This window comes from Rhodanobacter sp. MP7CTX1, from assembly GCF_014205795.1.
Taxonomy (GTDB): Bacteria; Pseudomonadota; Gammaproteobacteria; order Xanthomonadales; family Rhodanobacteraceae; genus Rhodanobacter.
Window position 1 is genome coordinate 1 of the sequence record NZ_JACHCN010000029.1, and the last position, 13,191, is coordinate 13,191.

16 protein-coding genes and 1 pseudogene are annotated in these 13,191 nt (G+C 63.4%); 8 read left to right on the forward strand and 9 right to left on the reverse strand.

Going from position 1 to position 13,191, the window contains the following annotated elements; all coding sequences use genetic code 11:
• Positions 1 to 102 precede the first annotated feature (102 nt).
• Positions 103 to 495, reverse strand: a pseudogene (locus tag HDE77_RS19980) (SDR family oxidoreductase); the annotation flags it as partial.
• A 543-nt stretch (positions 496 to 1,038) separates the two neighbouring features.
• On the opposite strand from HDE77_RS19980, the gene HDE77_RS19985 reads away from it, so the two are divergent.
• The gene (locus tag HDE77_RS19985) at positions 1,039 to 1,191 is read left to right on the forward strand and encodes a DUF3309 family protein (protein WP_221444390.1); all 153 of its coding nucleotides are present in this window, start codon (positions 1,039 to 1,041) and stop codon (positions 1,189 to 1,191) included.
• Between the two features lie 48 nt (positions 1,192 to 1,239).
• On the opposite strand, the gene tsaA is transcribed toward HDE77_RS19985, so the two are convergent.
• The gene (gene tsaA, locus HDE77_RS19990; RefSeq protein WP_184419680.1) at positions 1,240 to 1,776 is read right to left on the reverse strand and encodes a tRNA (N6-threonylcarbamoyladenosine(37)-N6)-methyltransferase TrmO; all 537 of its coding nucleotides are present in this window, start codon (positions 1,774 to 1,776) and stop codon (positions 1,240 to 1,242) included.
• Positions 1,777 to 2,002: 226 nt separating this feature from the next.
• On the opposite strand from tsaA, the gene HDE77_RS19995 reads away from it, so the two are divergent.
• From HDE77_RS19995 to HDE77_RS20010, 4 genes are all read left to right on the forward strand, one after another.
• Complete coding sequence (locus HDE77_RS19995) at positions 2,003 to 2,377, forward strand: YciI family protein (protein WP_184419681.1); 375 nt, start codon at positions 2,003 to 2,005, stop codon at positions 2,375 to 2,377.
• Between the two features lie 79 nt (positions 2,378 to 2,456).
• A complete protein-coding gene (locus HDE77_RS20000) occupies positions 2,457 to 2,990 on the forward strand; it encodes a hypothetical protein (RefSeq protein ID WP_184419682.1) in 534 nt (177 codons plus the stop codon).
• 48 nt (positions 2,991 to 3,038) lie between these two features.
• On the forward strand, positions 3,039 to 3,818 hold the full coding sequence (locus HDE77_RS20005; protein WP_184419683.1) for an N-acetylmuramoyl-L-alanine amidase: 780 nt from the start codon (positions 3,039 to 3,041) through the stop codon (positions 3,816 to 3,818).
• A 101-nt stretch (positions 3,819 to 3,919) separates the two neighbouring features.
• A complete protein-coding gene (locus HDE77_RS20010) occupies positions 3,920 to 4,882 on the forward strand; it encodes a quinone oxidoreductase (protein ID WP_184419684.1) in 963 nt (320 codons plus the stop codon).
• Positions 4,883 to 5,038: 156 nt separating this feature from the next.
• Here the strand turns inward: HDE77_RS20010 and HDE77_RS20015 are convergent, their stop codons facing one another.
• Together HDE77_RS20015 and HDE77_RS20020 are read right to left on the reverse strand one after the other, a co-directional pair.
• Positions 5,039 to 5,314: a hypothetical protein gene (locus tag HDE77_RS20015; protein WP_184419685.1), complete on the reverse strand. Its 276-nt coding sequence runs from the start codon at positions 5,312 to 5,314 to the stop codon at positions 5,039 to 5,041.
• Positions 5,315 to 5,395: 81 nt separating this feature from the next.
• Positions 5,396 to 6,292: an ion channel gene (locus HDE77_RS20020; RefSeq protein WP_184419686.1), complete on the reverse strand. Its 897-nt coding sequence runs from the start codon at positions 6,290 to 6,292 to the stop codon at positions 5,396 to 5,398.
• Positions 6,293 to 6,444: 152 nt separating this feature from the next.
• On the opposite strand from HDE77_RS20020, the gene HDE77_RS20025 reads away from it, so the two are divergent.
• A complete protein-coding gene (locus tag HDE77_RS20025) occupies positions 6,445 to 6,633 on the forward strand; it encodes a CPXCG motif-containing cysteine-rich protein (RefSeq protein WP_184419687.1) in 189 nt (62 codons plus the stop codon).
• Between the two features lie 37 nt (positions 6,634 to 6,670).
• On the forward strand, positions 6,671 to 7,138 hold the full coding sequence (locus tag HDE77_RS20030) for a putative toxin-antitoxin system toxin component, PIN family (RefSeq protein ID WP_184419688.1): 468 nt from the start codon (positions 6,671 to 6,673) through the stop codon (positions 7,136 to 7,138).
• Between the two features lie 27 nt (positions 7,139 to 7,165).
• On the opposite strand, the gene pncA is transcribed toward HDE77_RS20030, so the two are convergent.
• The gene (gene pncA, locus HDE77_RS20035; RefSeq protein WP_184419689.1) at positions 7,166 to 7,819 is read right to left on the reverse strand and encodes a bifunctional nicotinamidase/pyrazinamidase; all 654 of its coding nucleotides are present in this window, start codon (positions 7,817 to 7,819) and stop codon (positions 7,166 to 7,168) included.
• A gap of 272 nt (positions 7,820 to 8,091) precedes the next feature.
• Between pncA and HDE77_RS20040 the strand changes: the two genes are divergently transcribed.
• Positions 8,092 to 8,481: a hypothetical protein gene (locus HDE77_RS20040; protein ID WP_184419690.1), complete on the forward strand. Its 390-nt coding sequence runs from the start codon at positions 8,092 to 8,094 to the stop codon at positions 8,479 to 8,481.
• 145 nt (positions 8,482 to 8,626) lie between these two features.
• Here the strand turns inward: HDE77_RS20040 and cls are convergent, their stop codons facing one another.
• From cls to HDE77_RS20060, 4 genes are all read right to left on the reverse strand, one after another.
• Entirely contained in the window at positions 8,627 to 10,018 is a 1,392-nt protein-coding gene (cls, locus tag HDE77_RS20045; RefSeq protein WP_184419691.1) for a cardiolipin synthase, read from the reverse strand.
• Between the two features lie 12 nt (positions 10,019 to 10,030).
• Positions 10,031 to 11,434 carry an FAD/NAD(P)-binding protein gene (locus tag HDE77_RS20050; RefSeq protein ID WP_184419692.1) on the reverse strand — a complete coding sequence of 468 codons (1,404 nt, stop codon included), beginning with the start codon at positions 11,432 to 11,434 and terminating at the stop codon, positions 10,031 to 10,033.
• A gap of 33 nt (positions 11,435 to 11,467) precedes the next feature.
• Positions 11,468 to 12,046 carry a cysteine dioxygenase family protein gene (locus HDE77_RS20055; protein WP_184419693.1) on the reverse strand — a complete coding sequence of 193 codons (579 nt, stop codon included), beginning with the start codon at positions 12,044 to 12,046 and terminating at the stop codon, positions 11,468 to 11,470.
• A 172-nt stretch (positions 12,047 to 12,218) separates the two neighbouring features.
• Entirely contained in the window at positions 12,219 to 12,884 is a 666-nt protein-coding gene (locus HDE77_RS20060; RefSeq protein ID WP_184419694.1) for an energy transducer TonB, read from the reverse strand.
• Between the last annotated feature and the right edge of the window lie 307 nt (positions 12,885 to 13,191).

Genomic DNA, 13,191 nt, shown 5'->3' on the forward strand with positions numbered 1-13,191 from the left:
CAAGGTCATCAAACGGATGGCTTATGGCTACCGTGACAGCGAGTACTTCTTCAAGAAGATCAAAGCGGCCTTCCCCGGGAATCCGTGAAGAACCATGAAAATCACCCGCCCCCAGTTTTTCGCCAGCATGCGCGGGAAATAGTGGCGCGACAGTCGCACGCCGCTGAGCACGTTCACCTCGAACATCTTCAGCCAGTCGTCGTCGCTGATCTCGGTGAACGCCTTCGGTTCGTAAACGCCCAGGTTGTTGATGAGGATGTCGGCATCTGGCGCGGCCTGGGTCAGCGTCGCGGCGCCCTCCGCGGTTGCCAGGTCGGCCACGACTTTTTGTACGGCGCCATCGTTGTCGGGTAGCGCCTGATCGAGCTTGGCCTGGCTGCGTCCAGGCACCACAACGGATGCACCTTCGGCCAGCAGTGCTTTGACGATGGCCAGACCGATGCCGGCACTGCCACCGGTAACGATCGCCTTTCGGTTCTTCAGTTGCAGATCCATGGGGATGTCCTTTGGTCCAATTCGGAGGTGGTGACGGCAGCCCGGGCGTATGCGCTGCACAGAGGGCGGATCGCCGTGACGTGTCAAACGTGGCTGTACGTGCAGAACCGATGTGCGTGCTAACGGGGCTCAATCAAGTGCCGAAGAATACGGTCGTGCATCGGGCGAGGTGTCGCCGCCGTCGTGGCGAGCTTGCTTCCGTCTGAGTTGCCACGCCACACCATTTCCCACCGTTCGCCCTGCGCTACGCCCAGGGCGAACGGTGGTGACCGACTGGCTGTCCCCAGGTCAAAAAAAAGCCGCGCCGGGCGTTGACCGGGCGCGGCAACGGTTTGAACCGACCACTGCCAGTGAATCGGGAGCCATCGTCGGAGGGGGTCCGAGCTGGCGAGGCCAAGATAGTGCGGTGCTGTCTCAGGGACTGGGACAGAGCGTCGTTGCCGCCACGACGCATCCATCACACCGCCTAGACGCGTGCGACAGGCACGATGCGTCACGCGCATGGCCTTGCGTCACAACATTTACAAGGAAAACGTACTCATGTTGATCACCATCCTGATTGTCATCCTGGTCCTGGCGCTTGTCGGCGGCCTGCCGACCTGGCCGCACTCCCGCTCGTGGGGGTATGGGCCCAGCGGTGGTATTGGCCTGATCCTGGTCATCCTGCTCGTGCTGTTGCTGCTAGGCAGGTTGTAAGCGACAACGCGGCGCGCGGCCCGCGTCGCCCTCGATCTATGCCAACAATCATTGTTTGGGCGTGGATCGCGGCCGGCGCGGGCCGGGTGCCGAATGCAGTCCCTGCGCCGCATCGATTTCGTCGATCCAGCCAGCGCGTGAATCGGGAAAGGCATCGGCGTAAGGCACATACGGCTTGATATCGAGGATCGGCGTGCCGTCGAGCAGATCCATGCCACGTACGCGCAGCAAGCGCTCCTCCACAGCGACCAGCTCGACCGCGGACAGTCCGATAGCGTTGGGCCGGTGCGGCGATCGCGTCGCCAGCACGCTGCGTTTGCCTCCTCCACGGGGTGGTTTTACCTCGGCTTTCCAGCCTTCGCTGCGGTGGAACATGAAGATCACCCAGATGCGTTCGAAGCCCGCCAGATCGCGAAACGCCGCCGCGGGAAAATCCGCCACGAACTCGATGGTCGCCTCCGACAGCGCGCCGGTTTCGGTGCCCTCGACCACCGTCGGCTGGTGCGGCGCGTCGATGCGCCGCGCATAGGGCGAACGCGCGAACGCGATCGGATGGCTGGTGCAGGGGCTGGATGTGTCGTGCATGACGGTCATCGCGGTGAGGGCGGCGACAAGTATCCCATTGCCCCGCACTGCCTGGAGTCGAGCCCACCCGCCTTTAGCTCGTCATTCCTGCGAAGGCAGGGGTAACGAACGGGTATTCGACGTGCCCAGCAGCCCCCATTGACCCAGCATCGCCCATACCTTGGTGCCGATGACGCCAACGCCGAGTAAAGTGGGGAGGGCGCCCTTCGTTACTGTCGAGGACACTATGAAATACCTGCTAATGGTCTACAACGACGACGGCTTGCTGAACGCCTTGACGCGGGATGAATTCGATACGCGCATGCGCGGCTGCATCGAGCATGCCGACGAGTTGCGTACCCAAGGGCAGCTGCTCGACACGCAACAGCTGGAAGGACCTTCCACGGCCAAGACGGTGCGGATTCGCAACGGCGGGGTGACCGTGGTCGACGGGCCGTTTGCCGAGACCAAGGAATATCTGGGCGGCTTCAATCTGATCGAGGCGGCGGACATGGACGAGGCTGTCCGGATTGCCACGGAATTTCCGTGGACGCGCACCGGCAGCGTGGAAATCCGTCCCGTGCGCGACTTCGATGCCGTACGGCGTCGTGTCGGCGCGTGATGCCGGCGGCTGTTACGGCAGCTTTCCAATCGGCCACGCACACGCCACCATGGCAACCCGATCCGAACAGTGATGACGCATGAGCAGTTTTGACGATGATTTCGATGCTGAACGCGACTTCGACGATCCCGAAGAGGATTCGCTGGAGGCGCGGGTCTGGCAGCTGCTGCTGCTGATCAATCCAGGCGATGAAGAGACCGCGCTGCAGCAGTTCACCGACTACCGAGAGGCAGTGGCCGATGTCGAAGCCGACGAGATCGAACCGATCGACGTGATCGGTCGGGTGATCGACTGGCGCTCCGGCTTCATCGTGGACGCGCATGATCTGCGTTCGCTGGTGCAAGCGATCAACGAGCTGTCCTCGCGCTGGAACCTTTCGATCGACTGGGATGGCGACCCGGACGATGACGAGTTCTTCGACGATATGGACGCGGCTGCACTGTTCTCCATCGCGTATGACCGCCTGGCCGAATTCGGCTACACGCTGTGGGCGTGGGAAACCGATGGCGACAGCTACGCGGGCTGGATGACGCTTACCCGCGATGCGGAGCCACTGCGCGAACTGGCCACGGCGCTGGGCATCAACCTGCGGCTCGGCAGTGAAGTGAGCTGAGCGTCGCCGCCCGGCATTCCAACCCGATTGATCCAAGGAGCGTGACCGATGCACCTTCTTTCGCGCCGTTGCGTAGACGGCTTGCGGCGTTTGCGTGGCTTGTTGCTGCTGGCAGCGCTCGTGCTGCTCGCCGCATGCGCGCACGCGCCCGAACACAACCCGCTGGCGACATGGGTACCGTCGCCCAACGTCGACGCGCGACGGCCGCAGCTGATCGTGCTGCATTTCACCGAGCAGGCATCGGTGCAGCAAAGCCTGGATACGCTGCGCACTGGCAATGGCGAAGGACCGGTGAGCGCGCACTATCTGATCGGCGGTGACGGGCACATCTACCAACTGGTCGCCGATAGCCAGCGCGCCTGGCATGCAGGGGTGGGGCGCTGGGGCACGATCACCGAAGTGAACTCCGCCTCCATCGGGATCGAACTGGCCAACGACGGTCATTCGCCTTTCGCGCCCGCCCAGATCGATAGCCTGTTGCGCCTGCTTACCGACCTCACCGCTCGTCTGCGCATCGCACGTACGCAGATTGTCGGTCACGAGGATTTCGCCCCGACCCGCAGGAACGATCCCGGACCGTTGTTCCCATGGAAGCAGCTGGCCGACGCCGGTTTTGGACGGTGGCCGGAAGGTGCCTTGGTCGACCCGCCCGCTGGTTTCGATCCGTGGATGGCGCTGGGCGAAATCGGTTACCCGCTGGATGACCGCGCCGCCGCTGTGCGCGCGTTCCATCATCACTACCGTGGCATCGACAGCGACACGCTCGACGCGCAGGATTTGCCCGTCCTTTATGCACTGACCCGCAAAATCGAGCAGGTCGATCCATGATTTAGGTCGGCAGTCAGGCGGGTGGGCGAAGACTTGAACGGCACGCTATCCGTGACCATCGTTGTCGTCATCAGATTTCATCCTTTCCGGAGCGCCACACCATGCATGCCTTGATATTTGAAAAGTTCGGAGGCCCCGAGGTGTTGCACTGGGGCGAGCAGCCCGATCCGGTCCCCGCTCCCGGCCAGGCGCTGGTGCGCATGCACAGCGTCGGTCTGAATTTTGCGGACGTCTATCGCCGCAACGGCAACTATCACTTGAGCGGGACGGCGCCGTGGACTCTCGGTTATGAGGGTGCGGGGGTGATCGAGCGGCCGGCTGCTGGCGATCATCACTTTCCGATCGGAAGTCGGGTTGGTTTTGCCGACATGCCCTATGCAAACGCGGAGCTCGTCGCGGTGGATCTCGACAAGCTGATTCCGTTGCCCGACGACATCACGTTCGACACCGCGGCAGCGACTTTGCTGCAAGGTCTGACCGCGCAGTATCTGGTGACCGACAGCTATCGCGTACGAAGCGGCGATGTGGCGGTGGTGCATGCCGCGGCCGGCGGCGTAGGCCTGTTGCTGGTGCAGATGCTGAAGGGGCTGGGGGCGAAAGTGCTGGGTGTGGCTTCCAGCGCCACGAAACGCGCCGCCGTGTTGGCCGCAGGTGCAGATGCCGCGGTCGGTTATGACGGACTGATCGCCCAGACCCGGCAACTTACCGCCGGCCGTGGCGCCGGCGTCGTCTACGACTCGGTCGGCCGTACGCTCGGCGACAGTCTGGCGGCCGCGCGCATCGGCGGCACGGTAGTGTTTTACGGCATGGCGGCCGGCGACCCTGATCCGGTTGATCCGCGCATGCTGATGGATCGCTCGCTGACCCTGACCGGAGGCGATCTGTGGAACGTGCTGACCAGTGCAACGATCCGTCGCGAACGAGCGGCTGCGTTATTTGCGCAGATTCGCGCCGGTCAGTTGCAGCCAAACATCGCCGCACGCTTTCCGCTCATCGAGGGTGGAAAAGCGCATGCCTATCTGGAAAGTCGCGAGGCAATCGGCAAGGTCTTGCTGACGCTGTGAGCGCCTGCTCTTGCGAGATTTCACCCTCGTCCTGCCAGCAGGGGGAGGCTGGGTGGGGGTGGCTTTTGATTTTGATTTTTGAGGCGAAGAGCACCCCTCCCCAACCCTCCCCTGCACGCATGGGAGGGAGCTATTCAACGCACGCCAGCCACAACGCTACGACTCGCTGACAGGCTCGGCATCGTCGAAGCCGGTGTAGCCATCCGGGAAGATGGGGGTGCCGTCTTCCTCCAGACCCAGCATGTCAGCCAGAGCCTTGGCGGCGGCAGTTTCGGCGAGGTCTTTCTGGCGGAAGCTGCGGTTTTCGCAGATCGCGAAATACATCGGGAAGCCGCTCTTGCGCGGCGTGACAGCAAGGTACGCGGTGTAGCGCGAGCCTTCGAGTGTGGCGCCGGAGCGGGCCAGGTAGTTGTCGAACTCGCGCTCGGCCATCGGTAGGTGTCCGTAAATCAAAGGAGCACAGTGTATCGCCTGACTGGCGCGGTCTGATAAGCGTGGTCAGGCCGCGCTGCGTCAGTCCATCAGGATCTCGCCTTCTTCCAGCGGCAGCACCTCGTGAAAGACGTTGTAGTCGATGATGCTGAGACCGGTGCCGTCGTCACGAACAAGGTCGAGATAGCGATGATTCCAGCGCAGATCCCGATGACTCCATTGCCGGCGCGCCAGCATGAACTGCGACGTTGTCTCGTCGGTGCCTTCGATGCTCAGCAGGAAGGCCGATTGCGAACTCTCAAGTGACTCCAGAGTCTCCCCATGCAGCGGGCTACTTTCATCGATCACATGCATCAGGCTCCAGCTCAGCATGAAGATCGGATGACGATCGCGCACCAGTTTCAGGTCGCGGATCTTGCGCAGCTTGAAACCCTCGGGCGAGATTTCCAGCCGCAGCAGATGCAATTTGGCCGAAGCCTCGGCGATCAGGTTCTGGCGGGTGTTTGCCGCACGGATCATCAAGGTCAGCTGGCCATCTATCGTTCGTACTATCGGATAGTCGGAAAAGATGACCTTCGCATGCGGACGCGAGAAGCGCGAAAAAATCAGCCCGGTGACCACCGCGATGCTTGCCATGCCGCTGAAGATCTCTACGGTGGCCACGACGTGCGCATAGATTGTCTGCGGATGCATGTCGCCGTAGCCAACGGTGGCCAGGGTCTCCACACTGAAGAAGAACGCGCCGCCAAAACCTTGTGGAAACTGGTTCGCGATGGGCTGTGTGCCGAGCTGGTAGATCGCGGCAAAGAAGGTGTTGAGTATCAGGAACGCCGTCGCGATCAGACCGAAAAAAACCGGCCAGGTTACCGTCAGCGCGCGATGATAAATGTCGTCCCAAATGCGCCGCGACAGGCCCTGGCTGACGAACGGCCGGCCGCCGACATTGATGATCCGGGGTCGATTCAGGAAATGCCGCATCTGCTAGGGGTTCCTCATCGGCTTGATTCGCAAGGATTTGCTGCCGTTCGCGCTGAAATCGGCACGACGCCGCGATTGTAGCGCGTGACGAGCGAGCAGCCGGTACGGGCTATCTGTGGCAAGCTGGGCTGTCTGTGCTGTGGCCATACGTCATGCTTACTCCGTTCGATATCTCATGCCCGTATTGTGGCGAACCCATCGAGATCCTGGTCGATGCTTCGGCTGGCGATCAGCACTATATCGAGGACTGCCAGGTGTGCTGCCGACCGATCACGCTGAGCATCCAGATCGATGCAGACGGCGACCCGCAGGTGAACGCGACATCCGAAAACGACGCCTGACCGGACTGGCCTCATGCATGCTCAGGGCGCTTCCGCGATGACCCGCCTCGACCGGCCGGTGCCGCGCATCGTGCTGGATACCAATGTCTGCCTGGATCTTTTCGTGTTCCGCGATCCACTGTGCTCGCATCTGTTGGCGGCGATGCGTAGCGGGGCGGTGCAGGCAGTAACGCGCGAGGACTGCCGCGACGAATGGCGCAGGGTGCTGCACTACCCGCAACTGCCGATCGACGATCAGCTGCGGCCGACGGTCAGTGATGCTTTCGACGCATTGATCCAGCTGCTGCCGCCCGAAGCGTCGGCGATTGGCGACGATACCTGCCTGCCACGCTGTGGCGATCCGGATGACCAAAAATTTCTGGAGCTCGCGTTCGCGTCGCAGGCCAGGTGGCTGCTCAGCAAAGACAAGGAACTGCTGAAGCTGGATCGGCGCACCAGCAACACCGGGCTATTCTCGATCCGGTTGCCGCAGCTGTGGTCGGTGTCTGACGTTCGATCGAACTGAGCATCCGGATCGGGACGACAACCAGCTTCAGCCCCTTCGCAGGTCGCGTGCCTCGACGATCGTGATCCCCTGCGCCAGCAGCGTGGCGTGGGTTGCTGCGTCAGTTTCCGGTGTTACTGGGCGGGTGAGATCCCACAGTAGCCCTGTGCGAAACCCAAGTTCGAGCGCGTCCTGCGCGGTCCACAATACGCATACGTCGCGCGCCAGGCCGCAGACAACCACCTCGTCCACGCCGCGCTCGCGCAGCCAGCCGGCCAGCCCGGTGCGAGGACGCTGGCCATCCGGGCCATGGTTTTCCCGAAAGCCGCTATAGGAATCCACGCCAGGATCGCTGCCCTTTCGGATTACCGCATCCAGCGCCGACCAGTCGATGCCCGGATGCAGGCCGGCACCGGGCGTGCCTTGCACGCAGTGATCCGGCCACAGCGTCTGCGGTTGGCCATACAACGCGATCTGCTCGAACGGTGCCGCGCCGTGGTGCGTGCTGGCGAACGACACGTGCCCGTGGGGATGCCAGTCCTGGGTGGCGACGACATGCCGAAACATACGCTCGCGCAGCAGCCGGTCGATGCCCGGCACGATCGCGTCGCCCTCGTGGCAGGCGAGCGCACCGCCGGGCATGAAATCCGGCTGCACGTCGACCAGGATCAGCGCGGCACGGTCATCGATCGTATGGCTCATGGTGGGGCAAGACGGCTGATCGGGTCTGTGAGTCTAGCGCGTGTTCCAGGCAGCGTTCTGATCTGCCATGGCGCCCGGACAAGCTGCAAACCCCGCGGATTGATGAGGGTGAAACAGGTTCGATGGAAGCTGGTGGAAGGACATCTATCGGCTGGCGCGGGGATGGCGTGCACGATGGCGCAGCGCTGCCTAAACGCGATACGCCCGGGTCCGATGACGGGCAGGCAACACGCGCATAATGGTCAGCATCAAGCAGATAGAAGCGAGCAACGATGCATTACGATCAATCGTGGATGGGCTTCGGCATTGTCGGCGGACTCCAGGCCGGAATGATTTCCGTCGTGGTGGGCATGCTGCTGTTCGGCGTTTTTCACTGGCTGGGTCGACGCAACGGGTGGGGTTATGGCCCGCAGGTCAGCTGGGCGTTTCTGCTGACGACGTTACTGACCGCCGGCGGCGATCTGTCGGATCTGTTCTATTTCAACTACGCGCAGACGCAGTCGCTGCAGCTGCTCAGGGCGCAACTGGCACTGGTGCATGATCCCGATGGCATCGGCACGCGGGTGGCATTGGAGTTGTTGGGGGCGGTGCTGGGTGTCTACCTGGGGTGGGCCCTGTGCACCTGCGCCTGGGGCCAGCGGCTTTTCCGTTCGAGAAAATAGCAGGCGCCAGGTGCTTGAAGAGGAAGGGCGCTGGCTTCCTGCCTTCGCGGGAATGAGGAGCAACGGACGGCTTTCGCGAGTCTCTTGGTGTGCGGCTACACAGCGGTCGCGCAGCGCCGATATCCACCGCGGTGGAAGCGACGTCCTATAGCAGCGGATCGAACAGCCGCGCCACGTGCATCGCCACCCGACGCAGGTACGGCGCATCGGTGTATTCGTGTTCGTCCACTTGACGGGCGCGGGCGAAATCGGCTTCCAGCATCGCTTCCACTTCGGCTGCAAACGAGCGGTCAACGACCAGCGCGGTCACCTCGAAATTGAGCCGGAACGAACGGCTGTCCAGGTTCATGCTGCCGATCGATGCACTGTCGTGATCGATCAGCAGGGCCTTCTGGTGCAGAAAGCCTGGCTGATAGCGAAACATGCGGATGCCCGCGCGCAATGCCTGGTAGGCGTGCAGGGTGGAGGCGAGAAACACCGTGCGGTGATCCGGCCGCGACGGGATCAGCATGCGCACGTCGACCCCGCGAAGCACGGCCAGCCGCAACGCAGCGAGCACCGCATAGTCGGGTACGAAGTAGGGCGTGCTCAGCCACACGCGCTCGCGCGCGGCGTTGATCGCGGCGGTGAAGTACAACGAGCAGGTTTCCTGCGGGTCGGCCGGTCCACTGGCAACGACCAGTGCGCTGGCTTCGCCATCACAGGGCGGCGAGGGCAGCAGCGGCGGCGGTGCGCCGGTGATCCATTGCCAGTCTTCGGCAAACAGCTGCTGCAGGTCGGTGACCACCGGCCCCTGCAGTTCCAGATGGGTATCGCGCCACGGTGCCAGCGGCGGTTTCAGGCCCAGGTATTCGTCACCGACGTTGAGGCCGCCGATGAAGGCTCGCGCTCCGTCCACCACCACGATCTTGCGATGGTTACGGAAATTCAACTGGAATCGGTTGCGCCAGCGACGCGTCGCGAAGGGGTGGATCGCCACGCCACCTTCGCGCAGCGTGTCCACGTAATGTCGTGGCAGGTCGTGGCTGCCCACGCCATCGAACAGCACGCATACACGCACTCCCGCCGCCGCGCGCTGCAGCAACACTTGCTGCATGCGCCGGCCCAGGTTGTCGTCATGGAAGATGAAAAACTGCACCAGCAGGCATTGTTCAGCTGCCTCCATCGCGGCCAGCATGACGTCGAAGGTGGCGTCACCATCGATCAGCAGCCGCAGTCGATGGCCACTGCGAAACGGTCGTCCCTGCATCGAGGCGATCGAGTCGAAGCGTGCGCATCCCGGAGCGACGGCATCCTCATCCGCCAGAACGGGCACCGACGACAGCAGCCGCGCCTGATGTTTGGAGAGGTAGCCACGGAAGCGGCTCTCGCCGAGATACAGGTACGGCAGCAATGTCAGATACGGCAGCAACAGCAGGCCGAGCGCCCAACCGATCGCACCCTGCGGGGTGCGCGTGTGCATCACCGCATGCATCGCGGCGAAGATGCCCAGTAGGTGAAACAGCACGACACCAGCGGTGAGCAGGCTGAGCGTCATCGCAGGCACTCTTTAATGGGCTAGCAACTGATCGGCCAGGTGGCGGGCCTGCTGCCGGATCTCCGGCATCGCGGTGGATTCCCATAGCGTACCGCGCAGCAGGCTACCCAGCGCAAACAAGTGCGGCCAGTACGAACCGTCCTGATGCTGGCCGTCGTGAAGCCGGCCGCCATGCAGCAGGTGACCGTCCGGACTTGCCAGCACACCGAGGCCGAGCGGGTCCGGCAGGATGTGCGCGTTGGTCAGCAGCTGGCTCACGAGGCGATCGTTGGTGCGGCGCACGTCGGTATCCAGGCCGGTGGTCTGGATCACCAGGTCGGCGCTCAGCGTTTGTGGCTGGCCGGTGTGGGATGGTGCCAGCGTCAGCTGTAGGGCGTCGTCGACCAGTTCGACCGACTGCATGCGACCACGCTGACGGCGCAGCCGTCCGCTCTGCTCCAGCGATGCCATCATTTCGCGCACTTGCGGCGGCATGCGGTGCCTGGCGCGCTCCCACGCCCAGCGGGCATGACGCAAAAAGCGCGCGCGCTGTTCGCCGGGCAGCTCGCGCCACAGGCCCGGCGTATGCGGCCGCAGACTATCGATGATGGTGCGCCAGTCTGTCGTGTGATCCTGCGCGATCGCCTCGCGCAGCAGATGCAGCCAGCGACGGATGTCCGGCGCGTCGTGCATCGCTTCAATCAGTTCGGCACTGTCGCCGACGGGCGCGGCGGCGGCGTGCAGGTGCGCCTCGGGCAGCAGGCCGTGGCGGGAGAGCGCGGTGAATTCAGTCTGCGGCCACTGCGCAGAAAGCTCCAGCAGCACGTCGACGGCAGTCAATCCCAGTCCGATCACCACTACTTTTTGCGGTGGCGGATCCATGCTGGCGGTAGCTAGCAGTTTCCATGGGTCCACGACATAGCGACCACTGGCCAGGGCAGCGGCGCTGACGCCGCTTAGCGCCCGCGCCGGCAGCGTGCCAAGTGCCAGCACGGCGGCATCCACCTGATGGCTTTCCTCGCCGTGGATCACGGTGACGCCGTCGCGTTCGGGCACCAGCGCATCGACGGCGAACGGTATGACATTCACGTCATGGCCGTGCGTCCGGCCCTGTTCCAGCGCGTGTGCCACTTCCGCCTCGAGATAGTCGCCATAACGGCGGCGTGGCAGAAAATCGGTGCCGGCGATCGCCGGATCGTCGCGCTGCACAAAATCCAGAAAGCCGCGCGGTTTGCCGGCGAACATACTCATCGAGGCCGCCCGCACGTTCAGCAGGTGGCGCTCCGAACGCGTGCCATAGGCTACGCCGCGGGCCAGCGTGCCGCCGCCGGTATACCAGTCCAGATGCAGCGGCTGCGGCGACCGGCGCTCCAGCAATTCGCCGAGCAACGTGGCTGCCGCGGCGCCGCCGCCGATGATGGCGACACGTCGAAACATGAAATTCCTTGTTGGAGTGCTGCGTCGTGCAGATCAGGTTTGCAGGCGGCCGGCAATAGTGCTGCGCTGGAGGCGCGATGTCCATTGACCCGTCGGTTCGACCTGTTCGTAGGCGAAAAACTGAGTCAGATCCCCGCCGTAAACGTGAAGCGTGAGCGCCATGTCGTGGTTTGACAGGTTGCGGCAGCGATGCGCATGATTCTCGTCGCCCTCGAACCAGGTGCCGTCGCCAGGGCCAAGCCAGTCGCGCCCCTGCATGCGCAGGGTGCCCGAGACCGGATCTCGTGCATAGGACTGCACTTCAAGCGCGCCAAGCAGGGTCACTTCAAGACCCCACAGACCCGCGTGATCATGTACCGGAGTGAGGTGATTGGGTGGCCACGCCATCACCAACACGCTGATCGCCGGTTTGCTGCGTTCCGCCAACAACCAACGCTCGAAACCGTGTTGTCGATTGCGCAGCGGCGTCAGGCGCTTGGCCAGCGCCTGGGAATCCTGGTGCACGACGCGGCCCAGTTCACGCGCCATCGAAGCCAGGTCTGGCTGTTCGACGTTGCTGTGCTCCAGCGCGATCTCACGAAGCGTTTTCAAGGTGCGCATGTACTTGCCCATGCATGAAACTCGACAGGGTGATTGGTGATCAGTGGAGCATGCGTCTCGTTAAAGACGCGTAAGCCGAAGCCGAATGACGCCCAGCCCCTGCTTCGGCCTCAGCCGGGATGACGTGAAGGGTGCGCAAGCCAGTCCTCCCGGCCGGCGGGCAAGGCCGGCCGGCCCCTGTTCGTTATTGTTCGCGCAGATCGAAACTCACCGGCACGCGTGCCCACGCGCGCACCGGTTTCCCTTGCACCATCGCTGGCTGGAAGCGCCAACCGGCCAACACCTGTTCACGCGCGCTGCGGTCGAGCAGGCCATAACCGCTACCGTGTTCCACCACCACGTCCAATGGCTTGCCGGTTTCATCCACCAACACGCGCAACAGGACAGTGCCGTGGATGCGCTCGCGCAGCGCCTGGACAGGAAATTGCAGAGGAGCCAGACGGTACGCCAGGCTGGCCTCGACGGGCGCGGCAGTCACCGGGTCGCCGTGCGTCAAGACGGCCGGTGTCAGCGTTGGCTGGGTGGGCATGGCGATCTGGCCGTCGCTACTGGGCACCGGGACTGGCGCTGCCGTCGGGGTTTGGTGCAGGTGGGTCGTTGCCAGGGTAGGTGGATGTGGCAAGGGTTTCAGCACTACCGGCGGAGGTGCCGGTAACACGGCTGGCGGATCAATGAAGTGGATCAGCTGGACTGGCGTCAGCTGGCGAGCGACGGAGAGCTGCGCCGGGGTGATCGGTCGCGAGGCTATCACGATGACGGCAAGGTTGAGCGCAATCGCGGCACTGAGGGCAGCGATGCGAGCAGGTTCGGGGTGTACGCGATGAGCAACAGCCAGGCTTTCGGACGACATAAGCGACCTCCTGACGGTAGATGGGTTGTCACGGCCGTCACGCTGCACGGATGCAGGGGGATCGTGCTGCCGCGACTGCAGCGTATGCCTGTCGAATGCCCGCGCGCAAGTGGACGGCTGGACGTCCATACAACGCATAAGGAGCGAACTCACCGGGAGGTCTGGCTGTGCGAGCGCGGAGGCTGTCGTTTGGGCTGATTGCCCTGACCGGCAAAAAAAGGTTCTTCGCGGAAGTCCGGGGAGCCCGGATAAAAAAGAACGGTGACTTCAGGTAAAGATGTTTGTGCGACCAAACATTCACCTGAGC

What these genes read in the sequence shown, in the direction of transcription:
- tsaA (WP_184419680.1), bottom strand. Translation starts at nt 1,776, where the DNA reads ATGCACGACACATCCAGCCCCTGCACCAGCCATCCGATCGCGTTCGCG.
- HDE77_RS19995 (WP_184419681.1), top strand. Translation starts at nt 2,003, where the DNA reads ATGAAATACCTGCTAATGGTCTACAACGACGACGGCTTGCTGAACGCC.
- HDE77_RS20000 (WP_184419682.1), top strand. Translation starts at nt 2,457, where the DNA reads ATGAGCAGTTTTGACGATGATTTCGATGCTGAACGCGACTTCGACGAT.
- HDE77_RS20005 (WP_184419683.1), top strand. Translation starts at nt 3,039, where the DNA reads ATGCACCTTCTTTCGCGCCGTTGCGTAGACGGCTTGCGGCGTTTGCGT.
- HDE77_RS20010 (WP_184419684.1), top strand. Translation starts at nt 3,920, where the DNA reads ATGCATGCCTTGATATTTGAAAAGTTCGGAGGCCCCGAGGTGTTGCAC.
- HDE77_RS20015 (WP_184419685.1), bottom strand. Translation starts at nt 5,314, where the DNA reads ATGGCCGAGCGCGAGTTCGACAACTACCTGGCCCGCTCCGGCGCCACA.
- HDE77_RS20020 (WP_184419686.1), bottom strand. Translation starts at nt 6,292, where the DNA reads ATGCGGCATTTCCTGAATCGACCCCGGATCATCAATGTCGGCGGCCGG.
- HDE77_RS20025 (WP_184419687.1), top strand. Translation starts at nt 6,445, where the DNA reads ATGCTTACTCCGTTCGATATCTCATGCCCGTATTGTGGCGAACCCATC.
- HDE77_RS20030 (WP_184419688.1), top strand. Translation starts at nt 6,671, where the DNA reads ATGACCCGCCTCGACCGGCCGGTGCCGCGCATCGTGCTGGATACCAAT.
- pncA (WP_184419689.1), bottom strand. Translation starts at nt 7,819, where the DNA reads ATGAGCCATACGATCGATGACCGTGCCGCGCTGATCCTGGTCGACGTG.
- HDE77_RS20040 (WP_184419690.1), top strand. Translation starts at nt 8,092, where the DNA reads ATGCATTACGATCAATCGTGGATGGGCTTCGGCATTGTCGGCGGACTC.
- cls (WP_184419691.1), bottom strand. Translation starts at nt 10,018, where the DNA reads ATGACGCTCAGCCTGCTCACCGCTGGTGTCGTGCTGTTTCACCTACTG.
- HDE77_RS20050 (WP_184419692.1), bottom strand. Translation starts at nt 11,434, where the DNA reads ATGTTTCGACGTGTCGCCATCATCGGCGGCGGCGCCGCGGCAGCCACG.
- HDE77_RS20055 (WP_184419693.1), bottom strand. Translation starts at nt 12,046, where the DNA reads ATGGGCAAGTACATGCGCACCTTGAAAACGCTTCGTGAGATCGCGCTG.
- HDE77_RS20060 (WP_184419694.1), bottom strand. Translation starts at nt 12,884, where the DNA reads ATGTCGTCCGAAAGCCTGGCTGTTGCTCATCGCGTACACCCCGAACCT.